The 19,742-nt window shown below is 38.5% G+C and carries 15 protein-coding genes; 5 read left to right on the top strand and 10 right to left on the bottom strand.

Annotation, left to right across the window (positions count from 1 at the left end):
* Positions 1–133: 133 nt before the first annotated feature.
* A complete protein-coding gene (locus R3E32_05350) occupies positions 134–5,473 on the top strand; it encodes a translocation/assembly module TamB domain-containing protein (protein MEZ4884148.1) in 5,340 nt (1,779 codons plus the stop codon).
* On the opposite strand, the gene R3E32_05345 is transcribed toward R3E32_05350, so the two are convergent.
* The 6 genes from R3E32_05345 to miaB form a co-directional block, all read right to left on the bottom strand.
* Entirely contained in the window at positions 5,470–6,240 is a 771-nt protein-coding gene (locus R3E32_05345) for a methyltransferase domain-containing protein (GenBank protein MEZ4884147.1), read from the bottom strand. The two genes, R3E32_05350 and R3E32_05345, sit on opposite strands and share 4 nt — an antisense overlap.
* 225 nt (positions 6,241–6,465) lie before the next feature.
* The gene (locus R3E32_05340; protein ID MEZ4884146.1) at positions 6,466–7,755 is read right to left on the bottom strand and encodes a sigma-54 dependent transcriptional regulator; all 1,290 of its coding nucleotides are present in this window, start codon (positions 7,753–7,755) and stop codon (positions 6,466–6,468) included.
* A gap of 48 nt (positions 7,756–7,803) precedes the next feature.
* Positions 7,804–8,796: a DNA cytosine methyltransferase gene (locus R3E32_05335; GenBank protein ID MEZ4884145.1), complete on the bottom strand. Its 993-nt coding sequence runs from the start codon at positions 8,794–8,796 to the stop codon at positions 7,804–7,806.
* Positions 8,797–9,873, bottom strand: a complete 1,077-nt coding sequence (locus tag R3E32_05330; GenBank protein MEZ4884144.1) for a HindVP family restriction endonuclease — start codon at positions 9,871–9,873, stop codon at positions 8,797–8,799. It lies immediately after the preceding gene.
* A 79-nt stretch (positions 9,874–9,952) separates the two neighbouring features.
* A complete protein-coding gene (locus R3E32_05325) occupies positions 9,953–10,444 on the bottom strand; it encodes a Uma2 family endonuclease (GenBank protein MEZ4884143.1) in 492 nt (163 codons plus the stop codon).
* Between the two features lie 201 nt (positions 10,445–10,645).
* Positions 10,646–12,085, bottom strand: coding sequence for a tRNA (N6-isopentenyl adenosine(37)-C2)-methylthiotransferase MiaB (gene miaB, locus R3E32_05320; protein ID MEZ4884142.1), 1,440 nt, complete (start codon positions 12,083–12,085; stop codon positions 10,646–10,648).
* Between the two features lie 203 nt (positions 12,086–12,288).
* Here miaB and R3E32_05315 point away from each other — a divergent pair, with 203 nt between their 5' ends.
* Complete coding sequence (locus R3E32_05315; GenBank protein MEZ4884141.1) at positions 12,289–13,626, top strand: ATP-binding protein; 1,338 nt, start codon at positions 12,289–12,291, stop codon at positions 13,624–13,626.
* Positions 13,623–14,375 carry a hypothetical protein gene (locus R3E32_05310; GenBank protein ID MEZ4884140.1) on the top strand — a complete coding sequence of 251 codons (753 nt, stop codon included), beginning with the start codon at positions 13,623–13,625 and terminating at the stop codon, positions 14,373–14,375. The genes R3E32_05315 and R3E32_05310 overlap by 4 nt, the downstream gene beginning before the upstream one ends.
* On the opposite strand, the gene R3E32_05305 is transcribed toward R3E32_05310, so the two are convergent.
* Complete coding sequence (locus R3E32_05305) at positions 14,365–16,650, bottom strand: glycoside hydrolase family 3 C-terminal domain-containing protein (protein ID MEZ4884139.1); 2,286 nt, start codon at positions 16,648–16,650, stop codon at positions 14,365–14,367. The two genes, R3E32_05310 and R3E32_05305, sit on opposite strands and share 11 nt — an antisense overlap.
* A gap of 30 nt (positions 16,651–16,680) precedes the next feature.
* Positions 16,681–16,908, bottom strand: a complete 228-nt coding sequence (locus tag R3E32_05300; GenBank protein ID MEZ4884138.1) for a 4a-hydroxytetrahydrobiopterin dehydratase — start codon at positions 16,906–16,908, stop codon at positions 16,681–16,683.
* A gap of 67 nt (positions 16,909–16,975) precedes the next feature.
* Between R3E32_05300 and R3E32_05295 the strand changes: the two genes are divergently transcribed.
* Positions 16,976–17,605, top strand: a complete 630-nt coding sequence (locus tag R3E32_05295) for a hypothetical protein (GenBank protein MEZ4884137.1) — start codon at positions 16,976–16,978, stop codon at positions 17,603–17,605.
* 35 nt (positions 17,606–17,640) lie between these two features.
* Here the strand turns inward: R3E32_05295 and R3E32_05290 are convergent, their stop codons facing one another.
* Complete coding sequence (locus tag R3E32_05290; protein ID MEZ4884136.1) at positions 17,641–18,342, bottom strand: lysoplasmalogenase; 702 nt, start codon at positions 18,340–18,342, stop codon at positions 17,641–17,643.
* Positions 18,343–18,384: 42 nt separating this feature from the next.
* Here R3E32_05290 and R3E32_05285 point away from each other — a divergent pair, with 42 nt between their 5' ends.
* Positions 18,385–18,951: an NADPH-dependent FMN reductase gene (locus tag R3E32_05285; GenBank protein MEZ4884135.1), complete on the top strand. Its 567-nt coding sequence runs from the start codon at positions 18,385–18,387 to the stop codon at positions 18,949–18,951.
* 110 nt (positions 18,952–19,061) lie between these two features.
* On the opposite strand, the gene R3E32_05280 is transcribed toward R3E32_05285, so the two are convergent.
* Positions 19,062–19,721 (bottom strand): 4'-phosphopantetheinyl transferase superfamily protein, encoded by a 660-nt coding sequence (locus R3E32_05280; protein ID MEZ4884134.1) that lies wholly within the window; start codon positions 19,719–19,721, stop codon positions 19,062–19,064.
* Positions 19,722–19,742: the final 21 nt, after the last annotated feature.

Genomic DNA, 19,742 nt, shown 5'->3' with positions numbered 1-19,742 from the left:
ATTCAGATGAAACATTGAAAATTTTCTAAGCAATGAAGTGAAAAATAGATAAAAAAAGTAGAATGATTATTTATTTGTAGCTTATTGTCTTACAATCTATATAGATTATTTTTTCATTATTAGCCAAATAACCTTGAAATCCATTTTACAAAAAATACTGCGATATACCCTTTATCTAATTCTCACCTTCTTGGTGATTTTTGGAATTTTGGTGCTCTTGCTTCAACAGCCAAGTTTTCAGACATGGACAACGAAAAAAGTGACCAACTACTTATCCCAAAAACTGGATACAAGAGTAGAAATTGGTCGCGTGGACATTGATTTTTTCAAAAAAATTGTCCTTGAAGATATTTACATAGAAGATCTCCAGAAAGATACCTTATTATATGCGGGAAAGCTGAAAGCCGATATAGGTATGTTTAGTTTTTTCAAGCAGCAATTGGATATCACAGGAATTAATCTGGAAAATGGTCGTGTCAATATCAAAAGAACTGTTTCAGATAGCACCTACAATTTTCAGTTTATCATTGATGCTTTCACACCCCAAACACCCATAGATACAACTGCTTTGCCATGGCATCTACAAATAGACGCTTTGCAGGTAGCACATACAAAAGTGAATGTGGTAGATGAAATAGGAGGCTTTGAATTGTTGTCCGATATTGGAGATGTTGAATTGAATATCAATACTATAAATCTTAATGAACAGCAGGTGGATCTTAGTTGGATGGATGTAAGCGATGCTAAAATTGCTTATTATCTATTACCTACTTATTCAGATAGCCTTTCACAAAATATTGCAGGTGAGCCAACATCCGAGCTGTCATTTAGATTGCCTTATACAGGTTGGGACATCCAAATTGGTGAATTATCGATGAATAATAATCGGTTTATCTATCAAGACAAAAATGTACCAATAGATAGCACTGCTAGTAATTCTTTGGAATATACAAATTTTGATTTGAAAGATATTACAGGAAATTTCCAGGACATAGAGTGGACAGCAGATAAAATTGCAGCTGAATTAAATAATTTAACTGCAAGAGAAAAACAAAGTGATTTTTATTTGAAGAATTTGGCTGCCAATGTGTTATTGGATTCAACACAAGTGGTTTTGGACAATCTTTTGTTTGAAACATCAAAATCCAATATTTCAACAGATATTCAGTTGGGTTTCAATAGTTTTGATGAATTGATGAACTTCAATGAAAATGTTGAGATTGAAGCGAAAGTCAAAACGTCTACTTTGTCAATGGAAGATGTGGTGCAATTGCTTCCACAAATAACTGAAGTAGAGGGCTTCAATGCCAACAACAAAGAAACCATTACATTTGGTGGAGATTTTAGTGGTACAGTGGCCAACATTGAAGCAAAAAATGTGAGTATCAAAACGGCCAACAGTACGGTATTGAAGGGAAATGGACGCATTACTGGTTTGCCTGATGTTTATGGCGCACGATTCAACGTTCAAGTGCAACAATTGTCGAGTAGTTATGCCGATTTGCAGAAATTTTTGAAGGGTATCCCATTGCCCAAAGGTTTGAAGGATTTGGGGCGGCTTTCGGTTAGCGGCAATATCAGTGGTGATGCGGCCAATTTTACAGCCCAAAAAGTGAAGTTTACGACAAACAGTAAAACGGCTTTTAGTGGAAATATGCACATTGAAGGATTACCTGATTATGACAATATGATCTTTGATATTCAGGCGGACGAACTGACCACAAGCTATGAAGATATTGTTGCATTAGTGGAAGATAAGACTTTAATTCCGAGTGTGATAGGAGAGTGGGGAGTCTTGGATTTATCGGGGCATTTTGCAGGGAATATGGATGATTTTGAAGGCACTGAGGTTCGGTTTTATACAGAAGCCAACAGCCCTGTTTTTGAAGGGAAAGTAGGGATTCAAAATATTATGGATTTAGAAAATGCTTATTTTGATATTGAAGCGGACAAATTGCAGCTCACTTATTCTGATATTAATGGATTGGCAAACGGAACATTACCGCCCCAAATGTCAAATTTGGGCAATATTTCCTACAATGGTAGTTTTGAAGGTGGTATATATGAATTTTATCTCAAAGGAAGGTTGCTGACCAGTATAGGCAATTTGCAGACCGATTCTTATATCAAATTCAACCAAGATTACAGTTTTGCGAATTATCGAAGTCAGTCCAGTTTGGAACAATTTGACATTGGAAAATTGATAGGAAATGAACAAGTGGGCGAGGTGTCATTGAAGGGACATATCGAGGGTAGTGGACTTACGATAGAAAGTATAATTGCGGATATTGATGTAATTGTAGATGCCGCTAATTATCAAGGATATACGTATCAAGATGTGCAAATGAAGGGAAAATTGCAGGAATTGCAGTTTGCGGGTAATTTGAAGAGTGCAGACCCGAATGCTCGTTTGACTTTTGATGGAATACTCAATTTCAACAAACCGAACCTGGCTTATCAATTTGAAACCAAGATTGATACCTTGAATTTGAAGACTCTGGGATTGTTGTCAGAAGATCTGAGAATACATGATCTGCAAATTGAATCCGATTTGAAAGGACCAGATTTGGATCATTTGGAAGGTGATTTACTAGCCCATCATATTCGCTTACAATCAGATACTCTCTTTTTTGAATTGGATAGCCTTAACCTCAAATTGCGTCAATATGACAACGATAAAAAGAGGCTAACTATATCTTCTGATGTTTTGGTTGTCGACATTGATGGCAATTTCAACCCGACTGAAGTTCCTGCAATGATGTTAAGGTACATCAACAATCACTTTGACATCAAAGAGTTTTTGGACAATACTGAAACAGTAGCCGCAACAGAACGCCCATTTACACTTTCTGGAATACCTACGGAAGAGCCAATTCGACCCAATTATAATTTTACGATTGAAATGGGAAATATTGTGCCGCTTGCAAAGGTGTTTTTACCTGATTTACAGCAGTTGGATACATTGTACTTGGAAGGAAACTTTGATGACAAAGACCATTTTTTGCACTTTGATAGTTACACTCCAAAGTTGGTATATGGTAATTTGATCTTGAGCAATTTGGAGTTGAATACTTCGGGAGACGAGCAAGAAATCAATTTGACACTACGTATGGATGAGATTCGGTATGGGAATAGTATGCAGCTTCCACAAAGTGTTTTGACGGCTTCTATGTTTGACGACAGGTTGATTTTAGGTGCAGATATTGAAGGAGATAAAGAATTGGCTAAGTTGCAATTTGAAGGTGAAATTTTGAAACTGATGCCTAATCGCTATCAGTTCTCCTTGATGAATGACCTCCAACTGAATGATAAGACTTGGATTATTGAGCCTAAAAATGCTGTCGTATTTGGCCCCAAATTTCTAAATATTCGCCAATTCAATTTGAAGACGGGTGAGGAAGAATTGAGAGTCAATAGCCAAGATTATGAAGATGGACAGGCTCCTATCAAGATTGATTTTACCAAATTTGCTTTGGGAGAAATATCTAATTTGTTGAATGCTGAAAAACTACAATTTGGAGGAGCTATGAATGGCCAAATCACCTTGGCTGATCCACTTCAAAATCTTCAATTTACTTCTAATCTCCGCATTGATGACTTGATGTTGAACGATTTGCGGTTGGGAAATGCGCTTATGTTGGTGAACCAAGAAGATGCTGATAAAATAGCAGTGAATGTGAACATTGCAGGTGGAGCAATGGCGGGAAGTATATTGGGTGATTATCGAATATCAAGCAATGCTATCAATTTGAATATCAATATGCAGGAGTGGGAGATGAAATTATTAGATCCTTTCGCAACTACTTTGATAGAAAACAGTGAGGGTACTTTTTCGGGTAAACTGGCACTTACTGGCAAATTGGATGCACCTATTTTAACTGGTCGAATCAAATTTAATGAAGCAAATACGGTAGTTGTTTTTTCTAAAACACGCTACTCTCTTGACAATCAAGAAATAACTTTCACAAACAATTCGATAGAGTTGAACAATGTAATCGTGAAAGACGAACTCAATCAAACGGCGATGGTTACAGGTCGTATTTGGCACAAAAATCTGGATGATTTGCGCTTAGACCTTCAATTGAAGACCGATAACTTTCATTTACTCAATACAACAATTGAGGACAATGATTTTTATTTTGGTACTATCTTCATGGGCGCAAATATCAATGTGACAGGCCCTGTGGAATTGATTAAAATTCGAGGGAATGCATCTACAAAAGAAGGTTCTACGCTATACATCAATCAATCAAGTGAAAGTATTGGAGGAGGAGAAGAAAGTTTCATAACTTTTGTTGATTTTTCGGCTATTGATTCGACAAAAGATACACTAAATGTGGTAAAAGTAATTCGTCCTGAAATCAATACAAATGTATCGGGTTTTGATATTTTAGTGAATTTGGATGCCCGTACGAATGCCGAAATGCAGTTGATTATTGACCCCCTTTCTGATGACCGAATTATCTGTCGAGGGGAAGGGAATCTAACAGTACAAATGACTCCTTTGGGTGATTTTTATTTGACAGGTAGATATGTGATAGATCAAGGAAGTTATACGTTTACGTATGAAGGAATTTTTCAGCGCAATTTTTCGGTACGGAAAGGAGGATACATAGATTTTGTAGGCGATATATTTGACGCTCGAATGCACCTGAGTGCTGTTTATAAAGTCAAAACAGGCACTTATGACCTCATTGCCAATGAGATAAATGACCCTAACTCGCCTGAGGCAACTGCCGCTCGACGACCTACGGAGGTGGAAGTATTGATGAATTTGGACGGTGAACTGCTTAGTCCCGAATTGACTTTTGATATACAACTCCCCGAAATTCAAGGTTCTTTGGTTAATAGTGCAGTGCTGCGTAAATTGCAGGACATCAAGGATGAAGAGGCTGAGTTGAACAAACAAGTGTTTGGTTTGCTGCTCTTCCAAAATTTTATTTTATCGCAATCCAATACAAACTTGGGTTCGACAAGCGAAAATATTGCACTGTCGAGTGTAAGTAGCTTAATTACAAGCCAACTCAATAATTTTGCAGGTAAATATGTAAAAGGGTTGGAGATTGGAGTCAGTGTAGATACGTATGAATCGGGTTCTGGAAATGTGGGCAAAACAACCGAACTGGAATTGGAACTTCGGCAGCGTTTATTCAATGATCGATTGACTATAGAACTTGGGAGTAATGTAGATTTGTCGGGGGAACAAAATGCAAATGTGGATGGAAATACGGCCTTTGTAGGAGATTTTATTCTTACCTACAAATTGACTGAGGATGGGCGTTATTTGATTCGTGCATTTAGTAAGACTGATTTTGATGTCTTCAGTGGAGGGAATGTATTTGAGAATGGAGTTGGCGTCTCTTTTCGTAATTCTTTGAAAAATAAAGAAAAAGAAATAAAAAAAGAAGATATTGAAGAAGAGGATAGGCCGCAAGAAGGTTTGCCAGAAAAAGGTTTGCAGCAAGAAGACTAAAATTTTATTCCTACAAACAAACCTACTTCATGTACAAATTCCTTCAATCGCCCATCTTCAATTTCTACCTTAAAATAAGTTTGGAAATCTTTGGGTAAATTCAAAATAGTCGTCTCCAATTTTTCCTTTTCCTTCAAAGGCATTTGCGCCCTATCCGCCCAAGTTTGGAAATTTTTGGAGCGAAACCAACGTGCAAAATATTGAAGATCAAAACCCATTTCTGCCATCCACTGAATCCAAGTAGCAACCGTATAAGCCTCAACATGGCTATCATCTCGCCTTTTTTCAATTTCGTTCATCCATTTAGCCAATTCAACTGATTCTGGTGCAATGTTGTCAATCAACAAAAACTGTCCAGATGGCTTCAATACACGATAGGCTTCTTTCACAAATTTTTGAGGATCAGCGAAGTGATGAGGCGCAATGCGGCAAGTCACAATGTCAAAACAGGCATCTTCAAAAGGTAGGTTTTCAGCTTCTGCAAATTGAAATTCAATATTGAAACCTTGTTGAAGCGCAAATTTTTTGGCTTCTTGTAGCATTTCAGGCGTAAGGTCGGTTGCTATAACGTCTGCGCCCGCCTTAGCAAACTGTATGGCCGTATGTCCGCCCCCCGTTGCAATGTCTAAAACCTTTTTCTCTTTTACCCCACCCGCTTGTTCGAGCATCCATTGAAGATCTTGTCCTTCTGCATGTCCTTGACTATGAATGTATGACTTTGCCGTTTTTCCAAATTGAGCTTGTACTTTTTGTTTGATTGTGGTCATGTTGATAGTAGTATTTATGTGTTTGACAAATATCGCTCAATTTGATCAAAAATATGAATATCAACAGATTGAATGCAGTAATGTAGTAGATAGAAAAAAACAATAGGCGCGCAGTATAGAATTTATTCCATCAGAAAATCCCAATAACTTAAAAGAGGCTGTCTCAAAGAGGGAGATAACCGAAATTTTAGAAATTTCGGTTATATATATTCTTTTTTTAAAAGTTTAATACTTGATGTTGTACTCCTTGATTTTGCGGTAAAGTGTGCGCTCAGAAATGCCCAGATCTGTAGCCGCATCCTTGCGTTTTCCCCTATGCTTTTTGAGAGCTTTTTCAATCAATTCACGTTCCTTTTCTTCAATTTTCAGTGATTCTTCGACTACTTCTGCCGAATTGTATTCTTCTGAGGGAGTATTGTTGGTAGGATAAATGCGGTCTAAATTTTTGACAACTATAGAATTGGAGTCGTAATTAATTGGAGGAGATGGAGTTTGATTGTAGGGAATGGCAGATTCGTAATTGTCTATTTTTGGTGGCAACATACCTGCGTTTGACGGCATGGGATTGTTGGTGCGTATCATCTGAATCATCAATCGTTTCAAATCTTGAATATCTTGTTGCATCTGCAATAGGACTTTGTAAAACACTTCTCGCTCCGACATATCGTTGTAACCATCGTTGTTGTCATATCCACCCCCCGATAAAATAGGGAACTTGGCGAAACTGCGTGGGTTGGTCGGCAAGAAGTGAATCAATTGGTCGGCATCTATCAAGCGCTCAGGAGAAAGGACTGTAATTTGTTCCGCAATGTTTTTGAGTTCTCGAATATTTCCCCTCCAACGGTAATCTATTAACACATCTTTCGCTTCTTCCGTCAACTTAATGGGACTGATGCGGTTGTGTTCCGAAAAATCAACGGTGAATTTGCGAAACAGTTGATAAATGTCTTCTTTTCGTTCTCGCAAAGGTGGAATGGTAATCGGAACAGTGTTGAGGCGGTAATACAAATCTTCCCTAAATCTACCTTTCCGAACTGCTTCCATCAAATCCACATTCGTAGCCGCAATGACCCGTACATCCGTCTTTTGGGGTTTGGAAGATCCAACTTTGATGAATTCTCCCGACTCCAATACCCGCAACAATCGCTTTTGTGTATCCATGGGCATCTCACCAATCTCGTCCAAAAATATTGTTCCGCCATTAACCGTCTCAAAATAGCCTTTTCGACTGTCCGCCGCACCTGTAAACGCACCTTTTTCATGTCCAAAAAGCTCTGAGTCAATTGTTCCTGAAGGTATCGCTCCACAGTTGACTGCAATGAAATCGTTGTGTTTTCGCTTGCTCAAACTGTGTATGACGTGTGAAAATACTTCTTTTCCGACTCCACTTTCTCCGAGTATTAAGATACTGAGGTCGGTCGGAGCTACTTGCATCGCCGTTTGCAGGGCATTGTTCAATCCTTTTGAATTGCCAATGATACCAAATCGTCTTTTTATTGCTTGAATGTCTTGCATGTATGCCTTGATGGTTATCTTTTATTTTTGACGTTGATTTTCAAATTATTAGCTTGCTTCTGCAAAAGGAGTTTCTTTAATAGTTTCTCCAAAATCCAGTTTCAATTGTCCTATTGGTTGTCTTGATTCTTCGGAAACATCTTTTATATATTCCACTATACAGTTCGCTACAAACTCTCCTAGTTTCACAGGAACAGCATTGCCAATCATCTGCTCCAATTTGGTTTTTGTACCCTTGAATTTGAAGGATTTGGGAAAAGTTTGGATATAACTTCGTTCAATCGTTGTTAGAGGTCTTACTTTTTCTGTAACAGAGGAAGTATCTCCCAAATGTTCTTCATAAGTCTTTGGTATTGGTCGATTTACTCCCCTAATAGTTGGACTTGGTTCGTAAATACTAAATATTCCTCGTCTTTTGTAGCTTCTTGGATGTCGATAGTAATGTTCTAAACCAAGAGAATTTCCCAAATAATCATAGACGGTCATTCTTTTTTTAGACAAATTCTTATCTAAGTAGGGAGTTAAAAAATCGTCCTGTTCGCCTAATTTTCCTACCATAAAAAATCGTTTTCTTGCTTGTGGAACGCCACAATAACTTGCATCCAAAACAGTTTTGCTAATCCCATAACCCGCTTTCTTCAATATCTCAATTGCTTGTCTTAAAACCCTGCTTTTCCTGATTCTTTCCACATTTTCCATCACAAACCATTGGGGTTGAACTGCACACACAATTTCTGCAAAAGTAATGGTCAAATCTGCTCGTCCTAAGGTATCATCTCTTTTTCCTGCGCTTGAAAAATCTTGACAAGGCGGCCCTCCCATAATTAAATCAGGATTCAAAGATTCAATAAACTCCTTACTTTCATTGGTACTAAGGTCAAAATCATAAATTGGATGCTCAAAATTGTCTTTATAGACTTCAATTGCAGGTTTCCAATTGTCAAAAGCTGCAATGACTTCAAAACCAACATTGGAGAAGCCCAAAGACATTCCACCGCAACCTGAGAATAAGTCGACTGTTTTTATGTTTGCTGTTTCCATTTATTCAAAAAGTTTAGGTGAGTTGTAAATAATCGCATCAAATCTTCTTTCTGGGCTTAAAAGTTCTTGTCCACCTCCTAAAATGATTTCTTGAATATCTTCTTTTCTAATTCTTGGTTTCGTCAATTCAGTACAAGACATATAAGGGTGAGTTGTCTTTCCACTTACTGCAAAAGCTTTGTCATTCTTCGTATTGTAAGAAAGGTTGTCAATGACTTCTGCGTGATTAAACTGTCCTTTTTCTGCAAAATCATGTAGCATTTTGAATAGCCAAATCATGGTTCTTATAGGCCTATTGATTTTGTGTATTTCTCTTATCAAACTTCTACGAACAATATCCAAAAACAATTGACTAAACGCTAAATTCGACCAAACAAAAACATCCAAACAGTTGTCTGCCAAAATAGGAGATTTCCCTTTTGTTTTCCAAATAGGTTGCATCAACAAAGGTTCTTGCTTGCCCAATAAAGACAGCATTATTTTATCCAGAATAACTACTATTTTAGAAAGATATGGAGTAATAACTTGACCTATATTCCAATTTGCTATGTTAGCAAAATCTTTTGAAAAATATTTCTTCAATTCATTTCGACTGCCTTTGAAGCAATGAGCGATACTACAAGCGAGGTAAACAATTGTGTCAGGGCGCACAACCAATTCACAACCATACTTAGATTCTTCTAATTCACAAGTTGTATGGTCAGGTAAAGCAGTTAGTTTTATTTCAAGCGGTTTTAACACATGTCCACTATTTCTACTTTGTGTGACTAAATCGACTCTTGGTAAATACCCAACTAATAATTGTTGGTAAGGAGAGTAGGCTGATTCAAAAGCATAAAATAAATCGTCTGATTGCGGTGATAAGCCAAATAATTCTATAGTTGATATTTGATTATGAACTACTTCTAAGTTTTGGTTTAGCTTCAAATAAATATTTTTATGATTAATAGAGTGTATATATGCCGATAAAGCAGCAGGAAAAGAGGAATTAAATTGATTTTTCCCCCAAGTATCTTTTTGGGTGAAATCTCGATTAGAGTGATTTATTCCAAATAATCTAGGTTTATTCACAAGCATTTATCTATAACTTTAGTGCTAATTGTTTTGATATTCCTTCAACTTCTTCTTTCTTGCCTATTGCTATATAGAAAAATCTCTACGAAAAAACCTCCCCCAACTTCAATTCAATCCCCAACTGCCCATCCTTCAAAACATCCAATTTAGAAAAAATCTCAAATTCATCAGGTTCACTAAACACATAAACCGTCTGAACAGGAGGAACAACCAACCAATAAGATTTCACGCCACTTGCAAAAAAGGAAGTGGATTTATCCACCAATTCTGCAAAATTTTGGGGGGGCGACAATATCTCTATCACTCCCAAAGGAACTTCATTCGTGCTTATTTGGTCTTTACGGGCATTGAAGCGAATATGGACATTGTTTTTGGCATAAATCGCAATATATGGCACTTGTTTGTCTTCATCCAATTTTGTAGTCAGTTCTGAAATAACTCTGTACTTATCAGCATACAAGCTACCAATCAAAATAATGATATTGGCTTGAATGATACCATGATTCAAACTCGGCATTGGTTTTCCTCTGTTTGATTCGTAAAGTGATGGCATTTTATCTGCAATTGCTTTCATTATCTTTGATTTTATATTTAAACATTCAAATGAATAAATACGTTTTCCTTTTCCCAAAAAACATCCCTACCCCATAATCAAAACCTCTGTGTTCAATTACTCCTCCCCAAAAAAATCTCTGCGTCTCTCCACCTCTGCGTTCAATTTTGCGCCACATGAGCAACTAAATTCTCTGTGTCTCCAAGCCTCTGTGTTCAATAACTAAACAACCCTCCCCCTCATACTCGCCCCCGTACAACTCTCCACCAATACATTCACATACTCCCCAACCTGATAATTTTCCCTCGGAAAATTCACCATTTTATTCTGGTCCGTTCGCCCACACAAATCCGCATCCGAGCGTTTAGAAGGCTTCTCAATCAAGACCTTAAACACCTTACCCACATCCGCCTGATTGCGCTCCAAAGAATGAATTTGCTGCAAAGCGATGATTTCCTGCAAACGTCTTTTTTTCACCTTTGTTGGTATATCGTCCTCATAACGTCTTGCAGCCAAAGTACCTGGTCGCTCTGAATACATAAACATATACGCCATTTCGTATTTCACATATTCCTGCATCGCCAATGTTTCTTGGTGATCTTCCTCCGTTTCTGAACAAAAACCAGCGATGATGTCGGTAGAAATTGCACAATCTGGAAGGATTCGGCGGATAGCATCCACACGATTGATGTACCACTCTCGGTCATACGTTCGGTTCATTTTCTTCAAAATGCGAGAACTGCCTGCTTGAACGGGTAGGTGAATGTAATTGCAGATATTTTCGTATTTTTTCATCGTATGAAGCACCTCATCCGTGATGTCTTTGGGGTGAGAAGTCGAAAACCGCACCCGCAAATCTGGACTTAAAAGTGCCACCATTTCCAACAAATTCGCAAAGTTGACCACCTTTTCAGTTTCGGGATTTGTCCATTTGAAGGAATCCACATTCTGCCCCAAAAGCGTCACCTCTTTGTAGCCATTGTCGACCAAATTTTGTGCTTCTGCCACAATCGAAAAAGCATTTCGGCTGCGCTCACGACCTCTCGTAAACGGCACCACACAAAACGAACACATATTGTCGCAACCCCGCATAATCGAAATAAAAGCGGTCACTCCATTCGAGTCCAAACGAACAGGACTGATATCGGCATACGTTTCCTCTCTCGACAACAACACATTGACCGATTTTTGTCCCCCTTCCGTTTCTGCTACCAAGTCGGGCAGCGAACGGTAGGCATCAGGCCCAACGACCATATCCACCATTTGCTCCTGCTCCAAAAGAGTCGTTTTCAAGCGTTCTGCCATACAGCCCAAAATACCAATCAACGCATCGGGGCGGCTTTCCTTCACCTTTCGCAGTGTTTTCAGGCGTGTTCTAATACGGTCTTCCGCTTTCTCGCGAATCGAACAAGTATTCAACAAAATCAAATCTGCTTCCTCATGGTTTCGAGTCGCTCCATAACCTGCATTTTTGAGGATAGAAGCCACAATTTCGCTGTCATTGAAGTTCATTTGACAACCATAACTTTCTATATAGTAGTGCTTTCCATTGAAGTTTTCAACGGGTGCATCTTGTGTCAAAACCTGCCCTTGCTGGTCTTCAGGTAGCGGTTTGTTGGTAAATTTTTCGATTTCTGCTGCTAGCAAATTGAGCTTCTGCATGGTATTTTTCAATTTTTATAAAAGGACTGCAAAGGTACATATTTTTGGTAGAATGACATATTGTCAGTCTGTTTATTGGTGAGAACGTTAGGGTTTTGTTTTTGGTTCATAAAAGGTAGAATAGATTAAAGTTAAAGGTTAGAATTGCAGAGATGATTTTTTCGTAGTATCTTTATTTCCAGTAAAATCACATTAAAAACCCTATGGAACAACAAAAAAAAATAGAAGAACCTCTTTATTTTATGGATTTGGTGGTTGAGAATGTGCGCTGTTTTAAGGAAAAACAAACGGTGGATTTATCCAATGAAGAGAAACGACCTGCTCAATGGACAATTATTTTGGGAGATAATGGAACAGGGAAAACGACTTTATTGAAGTGTTTGGCTTTTTTGCAGCCTCAAAAAAAAGAGTTTGCATTAGACGAAAGTGGAATTTTATATGGGATTGGTTTATTAGGAGCTTCTTTTTTAGATATAACAATAAAGTTTTTTAGTGAAGGTAATAGAAGAGCTTTTATAAGATGTAATTTCTTTTCAGAAGGTAAAATATCTTCTAACACTTCAAAATTAAAGTATTTTACAAGATATGAAATATCTCATCTGGATTCATCATATTCTGGACTCATAATTGAAGATTTTCATGAAGAAAATATCTTCATAATCGCCTACGGAGCATCTCGAAAAATGGGAACAGGTTCACTCACCGAATCCCGAAACCCTTTTCCAATGGCGACTTTATTTGACGAAAACGCCAGTTTAATCAATGCAGAAGCATGGTTATTGGAAACCGATTATGCCATCAAAAGTGCTAAGGGAGAAACCAAAAAATACCTTCAAAAACACTACAAAAAAGTAAAAGAAACACTTCAAAACCTACTACCTGATGTAGAGGATTTTCGCATCAGAGAAATCACCAAAACCCAAACACAAGCTGCCATTGAAGTAAAAACGCCTTACGGTTGGGTGGCGATGAAAAATTTGAGTTTGGGTTATCAGTCCTTCATTGCATGGGTCGTGGATTTAGCGGCTCGATTGTTTGAGCGTTATCCAGATAGCGAAAATCCTTTGGAAGAACCCTGTATTGTTTTGGTGGACGAGATTGACCTGCATTTACATCCCAAATGGCAGCGAAAGGTAATTGATTTTTTGACCCAAATCTTCAAAAACGCTCAATTCATTGTCACTGCTCACAGCCCTTTGATTGTTCAATCTGCTGAAAATGCGAATATTGTATTGTTGAAGCGAGAGGGAGATAGTGTGAAGATTTATAACAACAAGGACGAAGATGTCATCAAAGGATGGCGGGTCGACCAAATATTGACGAGCGATTTATTTGGATTGGAGAGTGCAAGACCTCCTAAATACGATTCCTATTTGAAGCGAAAGAAAGAGATTTTGGAGAAAGATGAATTGTCCGAAAAGGATAAGGAAGAATTGGAGGAAATTGCCAAGCATTTGGAGGAAATGCCTTTGGGGAATGAATTGAGTAATGATGCTTTGGAGGCATTGAAAAAAGCTGCTGAAATATTGAAAGCCCAATGATTCGGATATTCAAACCCAAAGATATTCCCAAGAAATTACTCAAAGAGGGAAAAGAGGAAACCAAACGTTTGATTGACCTTTTTGACCACGATGAAGACTACCAAAAAGGAATCAAGAAATTTGAGTTCAACAGTAAAATTTATGGACACAAAAAGGTCAAAAATGCCTTGATAAATGCACAGCATGGAAAGTGTTGTTTTTGTGAACGAAAAACAGAAGTTGGTGACGTAGAGCATTATAGAGGCAAAGGTGGTTACCAACAATCTTCAACGGATATAGTGATTAAGCCTGGTTATTATTGGTTGGCTTACGATTGGAGCAACCTGTTTTTTTGTTGTGAAACATGTAATCGTTCCTACAAAAGAAACTATTTTCCACTTGCCAATCCCGATAAAAGAGCAGATGGTTTTTTGAGAAATATTGAAGAAGAAAATCCTTTGATTATCAATCCGCAAGAAGAAGACCCTGAAAATTATATCGAGTATCTTGGTTTTTCGGCAAGAGCTATTGAAGGAAATTCCAAAGGCAAAGAAACCATTGAGAGAACGGGATTGAATCGCCCATTTTTGGATGAAAATCGCAGAGATTCTTATGAGATTATAAAAGAGTTATACTTGTTATCCCAAGACAAAAGTATTCCTGAATCAAAAAGATTTGAGTTGGAAAAGATTGTACGTCAATGTGCTTTACCAGATAAAGAGTATTCTTTGATGATAAAATGTGCCATCAAGCACGAGTTCAAATACTGATTTTTCTCAACAATTCACTCACCATCTCCTCCGATATTTTCCCCTTCGTAAAGCTTACCGCCTTGAAAAGTGGCAAATCCAACACTATCGCCTTGCCAAATTCAAAAGCATCTTTTTGACTTTGTTCATCGGGAAATTCCGCATCCATAAACATCATGTTCATCAACTTTTCCATCATCGGACTGACCAAATCGCTCGTTTTTGGATGCACAATCAACTCTTTGAAGGTAGTGTAGCGGTCAAATAGGAGAGCGAGGTTTTGGGTCGTTTGGAAGTGTAGCGTTTCCTGAAGGTGAATGTCTTGCGAAGAACTGCCGACCAAGATATTGAAGGAATTGGAAATTGTCACCCATTGTTTGTAGGAGGTATCGTAAAAAGCAAAATCTCGCCAATTGAGGGTCATTGTCACCCTTTTTTCTTCGCCCACTTCAAGGGCGACTTTGGCGAAAGCCTTCAATTCTTTGAGGGGGGCATTCGGGAAATTGCCGTTGCTACTCACATATAACTGAATGATTTCTTGACCAGCCCGATTGCCCGTGTTTTTGACCGTTACGCTGACTTCCAAAATGTCTTCATTGGTCATCAATTCGTGGCTGAGTTCCATTTTTTGATACTCAAAAGAAGTGTAGGACAAGCCAAAACCGAAGGGAAACAAAGGCGTAACTTGCTTTTTGTCGTAGTAGCGATAACCCACAAAACGCCCTTCTCCATAATTTACCTGCCTGTTTTCGCCGGGGAAATTCAAAAAAGCAGGCGTATCCTCCAATTTTTGAGGGAAAGTTTCGGTGAGTTTGCCCGAAGGATTGACCCGCCCAAAAAGCACATCTGCAATTGCAGCACCGCCTCCTTGACCACCCAACCAAGATTCCAAAATTCCTTTCACCTGATTCGCCCACGGCATCGCAATTGCCGAACCATTTTGCAGCACAACAACGGTATTTGGCTGAACTGCTGCAACGGCTTCAATCAACTGAACATGGCTTGGAGGTATGTCAATGTGTTGTCGGTCATACCCTTCCGTTTCATAGCTATTTGGCAATCCTGCAAAAATAATGGCAACATCCGCCAATTGAGCCGCTTGTTGAGCATCTTCCAACAATTCATTGTCTAAGTAATCATCATTGGTAGAACCATTGCAGAAACTCAAATCCATGCCCGTTACCAAATTTCGGTAAATCTCTTGAAATGGTATGTCAACCTTTGTAGGATTCACCCGAGAGCTTCCATTTCCTTGATAACGTGGATATTCTGCAAAGTCCCCAATGACTGCAAAGCTTTTGAAGCGTTTTGAAGAAATGGGTAGAATGTTGTCTTCGTTTTTCAACAACACAATGCTTTCTGCGGCCGCTTTTTGAGCCAGTGTGTGGTGTTCCTCTGCATTGAAGGTAAGACCTGTTTTTTTCTGTTCTGCCAACTTCAAAATAATGCCTAACAAATCCGACACTACTTCATTGAGTCTTTCTTCCTTCAATGTGCCATTTTGGACAGCTTCCACAATCAATTTGTCGTTGATACCATCGTTGCCAGGCATTTCAAGCTGCAAACCTGCCTTGATGCCTTCTACTCGATCATGCACAGCTCCCCAATCCGACATCACAAAACCTTCAAAACCCCACTCTTCCTTCAATATTTCATGGAGTAAATAGCGGTGTTCGGCTGCAAAAATGCCGTTGATACGGTTGTAAGCACACATCAAAGTCGTAGGCTGTGCTTCTTTCACTGCAATTTCAAATCCTCGCAAATAGATTTCTCGCAAAGTGCGTTCATCCACTTCTGCGCTTACAGTCATGCGCTCAAACTCTTGGTTGTTCACTGCAAAATGCTTCAAAGAAGTGCCAACGCCTTGACTCTGAACGCCATTAATAAAAGCTGCTGCAATTTTTCCCGACAAAATTGGATCTTCAGAATAGTATTCAAAATTGCGGCCATTGAGGGGTGAGCGTTTGATGTTTGCGCCAGGGCCAAGTAAAATTTGCACATCTTGTGCTTGACACTCTTCTCCAATTGCAGCACCTACTTCCTGAATCAAATCGGTGTTCCAAGTTGAAGCCAAAGCTACGGCCGTTGGAAAACAAGTCGCTTTTTCGCTGTTGCCAAATCCTTCGCCTTTTTCTCGCCTCAAACCGTGTGGCCCATCGGTCATCATAATCGAGGGAATGCCCAATCTTTCGATGGGCTTGGTGCGCCAATTGTCTAAGCCAGAACAGAGTGCGGCTTTTTCTTCGAGGGTGAGTTGGGAGATGAGGAATTGGATATTGGAGGTTGTGGGAAGCATAATTAAGTTTGAAGTATTGAAAAATGATTATCACAATGTATCAATTGCAGCCGCTAATTTACGGTCTTTTTCGGTAACTATATCACCTGCGTCATGTGTACTGAGGCTTAATTTTACTTTATTATAGACATTGTAGATTTCGGGATGGTGGTTGTGTTTTTCGGCTAAGATGGCTACTTTGGTTAGAAAAGCGAAAGCAGTAATGAAATCATCGAATTGAAATTCTCGGACGAGTTTGTTGTTTTGTTCGTTCCACATATTGAAGGTTGTTTTTGGTGTTTTACTTATCTTTTAACCGTTTTAGGCATAATAATGTTTCTATTGTATGGTAGTCGAATCTCCGATAAACATTACTAAAAGAAAGCAAATTATTCGTATTTCCCAAAAGTTAATCAACAAAGGAAGTGGGAGTAATATCGCAGAATTATTGAAAAAAGATGCTTTTACTTTTAACCAAATTTCTATTGACCAATTGATAAAAAATACAAAATATGTGATTGTAGGAGATATCGCTACTCGCTATTATATGCCCGAACGCTTTATGAAAGACATTGATATTCTGATATTGGCAGAAAATAATGCACAAGTTGAAGAGGAATTGTTAGAAATGGGCTATGTTCAAACCGGCACACTGACTATTGGAAGAACGAGCTGGAAAAGCCCATCAGGAGAATTATTGGACGTGCTTGTGGCAGATGAAGAATGGACTTATGAAGCCATTCACCAAGCCAACTACTTCGATGATGGACTTCCGATTATTTCATTGCCTTATCTTGTGTTGATGAAATTGCGTTCGGGTAGAGTGCAAGATATTGCAGATATTACTCGTATGATGGGATTAGCTGATGAAAAAATGCTTCAAAAAGTTAAGGTCACAATTCAACGCTATCTACCAACTGCCTTAGAAGATTTAGAAAGTTTAATTATGCTTGGAAAATGGGAATATGGTGAATAGTATTTTACTCGTAATTTCGATGTGTTTATAATTGCTTATCTATCCAATTTGTCACTCCAAAGCTGCTTCAAAATCCCCACAACAATCAAATATTGCCCCAAACAATAAGTTGCCATAATCCACAAACCCGATGCTGCAATGGGTGCATGAAATTTATGGATGGCAATGAGCGAATCCGAAACGAGAAAGGATATTGCGCCAATCATCACCCATCTAAAACTCGAAGGGGAGACTTTTTCATAGCGACTTGCAGACATAATGTTCATCAAAATAATGGTAAACGAATAAATTATGACTGGGATTAACATCTCGCCCAATCCTTCCTTTAAATAGCTAATCAAACCAATACCAATAGCAAAATAAATGAGTATGGCGAATCCGACTATTTTTGTAGAACCTTTTGTGGACTTGAGAGTTTTGGTAAATGCGAATATGTAGCAAACATGGGCGAATAGAAAACTAACCAAGCCCAAGAGAAAATACAATTCGCTGTACTTTTGGAACATCAAAAGAACATCACCCAGCCACGAAAAAAACAGTGCAATTAGCATGGTTTTGCTCAATAAGGACAATGGTTTGGGCGTACTTTGGTGAAAATATATACCCAAAACAAACATCAACAAAGGTTTGGTGATGTATTCCAAAGATGCTGTATTGCTAAAACTGCTGATAACAATGTGAATAGCAGTCAATAAACTGAAAAGAAGTGCAAATGGAAGTAGTTTGTGAGTTTTCATGCACCAATATAAAAAGATAAATTAACATCAATCGTAAAAAACATGAACATTGTAGTGATTTCGGGGAGTGTTCGGATAGGAAGAGAAACCCATAAAGTAGCAGAATATTTGACGGCAAAATTGAAGGAAAATACAACTGCGTATGTTCACCTCATTGATTTGATGGCTTATCCGCTTCCGATTATGGAAGAAACCTACGGCAATCTCAAAACCTTGCCAGAAGGTTTGATAGAATTACAAAAACTGCTTCACCAAGCAGATGCAATGATTTGGGTGTCACCTGAATACCATGGTACCTGTACGGGGGCACTCAAAAACATGTTGGACTACTTTTGGGTAGAATTTTACCGCAAACCTATTGGTGTAGCGGCGGCAGCAACGGGTAGAATGGGCGGCATCAATGCTTCTACTTCCATGCAGCAATTGGTGCTTTCGGTTGGAGCTTATGCCATGCCTTTGAAGTTGATAGTCCCTTTTGTAGATAAGGCTTTTGACGAAAATGGATTGCCTGTTGAAGGAGATGTAGAGAAAGGTTTTGTAGATTTTACATCTGAATTTTTGTGGTTTGCAGAGGCGATTGTAGCGAAGAAGATGGTGGTAAGTGCGTAAGACTGATTATAAAATGAATCCTGATTTAGACTTTTGAAGTTTTGGTTCAGAAATTTATCTTTCAGTAAGAAAACCAGCGTTTTATAAAAGAAAACTTCAAAAGTCTTCGTTCAAAATAACAGTGCTTCAATTGTCATTTCCTGTACTTCAAAACCTTCAATGGGTTCAGTAGAAGCCAGATAGCTGGCATAATCGTCCACCAACTGCAAAGGTTGAAGGTAAAAAATTTGGTCTTCCACTTTGGCGGTCAATCCTTCAATCAGCACTTGCGGCAATGGAATACTCAAACCACGACCATCTACTTTGATGATGGCTTCTTTTTGGCACCAACGCTCAAAAAAGGCTCTTTCCGTATTTTGAGCACCGTACATCTGTTGTATTTCTATAGTCGAAAATTGTTTGGTGAAATGATGGATTTCGATAGGGCGAATGTGTTCAACGTCAATGCCAATGCGCTGTTTTTCGCTTACTACACAAGCCACTACAAAGCCAGAGTGAGTGATATTGAAGTCCATTTTTATTTCCATATTTTCAGGGAAATAAGGGCGTTGGTAAGTCGTATATTGCAGGTGACTCAACAATTTTTTGTCGTACCCAAATTCCTTCAAAGCTTTTGCTAACAACAATTTGCCCCACAATCCCGCCTGTTGATCTTTCCAACGTCTGTACCTTCTTATTTTCTGTTGAATAGGAATCGGAAGTTGTTGAAGGTAGGTATTGAAGGTTTTAGCAGGAAGTTGGTCGGGATGGTGTATGAAGAAGATTTTCATATAAGTTGAAATTACATCAAA

Source organism: Chitinophagales bacterium, assembly GCA_041392475.1.
Taxonomy (GTDB): domain Bacteria; phylum Bacteroidota; class Bacteroidia; order Chitinophagales; family UBA2359; genus JAUHXA01.
Note: the sequence above shows the minus strand (reverse complement) of the source record. Positions and strands in the feature narration are given on the sequence as shown.

Coding starts and splice junctions, on each gene's coding strand:
- R3E32_05295 (MEZ4884137.1), top strand. CDS start 16,976: ATGGTAGTCGAATCTCCGATAAACATTACTAAAAGAAAGCAAATTATT.
- R3E32_05325 (MEZ4884143.1), bottom strand. CDS start 10,444: ATGAAAGCAATTGCAGATAAAATGCCATCACTTTACGAATCAAACAGA.
- R3E32_05280 (MEZ4884134.1), bottom strand. CDS start 19,721: ATGAAAATCTTCTTCATACACCATCCCGACCAACTTCCTGCTAAAACC.
- miaB (MEZ4884142.1), bottom strand. CDS start 12,085: ATGCAGAAGCTCAATTTGCTAGCAGCAGAAATCGAAAAATTTACCAAC.
- R3E32_05310 (MEZ4884140.1), top strand. CDS start 13,623: ATGATTCGGATATTCAAACCCAAAGATATTCCCAAGAAATTACTCAAA.
- R3E32_05345 (MEZ4884147.1), bottom strand. CDS start 6,240: ATGACCACAATCAAACAAAAAGTACAAGCTCAATTTGGAAAAACGGCA.
- R3E32_05335 (MEZ4884145.1), bottom strand. CDS start 8,796: ATGGAAACAGCAAACATAAAAACAGTCGACTTATTCTCAGGTTGCGGT.
- R3E32_05340 (MEZ4884146.1), bottom strand. CDS start 7,755: ATGCAAGACATTCAAGCAATAAAAAGACGATTTGGTATCATTGGCAAT.
- R3E32_05290 (MEZ4884136.1), bottom strand. CDS start 18,342: ATGAAAACTCACAAACTACTTCCATTTGCACTTCTTTTCAGTTTATTG.
- R3E32_05330 (MEZ4884144.1), bottom strand. CDS start 9,873: ATGCTTGTGAATAAACCTAGATTATTTGGAATAAATCACTCTAATCGA.
- R3E32_05285 (MEZ4884135.1), top strand. CDS start 18,385: ATGAACATTGTAGTGATTTCGGGGAGTGTTCGGATAGGAAGAGAAACC.
- R3E32_05315 (MEZ4884141.1), top strand. CDS start 12,289: ATGGAACAACAAAAAAAAATAGAAGAACCTCTTTATTTTATGGATTTG.
- R3E32_05300 (MEZ4884138.1), bottom strand. CDS start 16,908: ATGTGGAACGAACAAAACAACAAACTCGTCCGAGAATTTCAATTCGAT.
- R3E32_05305 (MEZ4884139.1), bottom strand. CDS start 16,650: ATGCTTCCCACAACCTCCAATATCCAATTCCTCATCTCCCAACTCACC.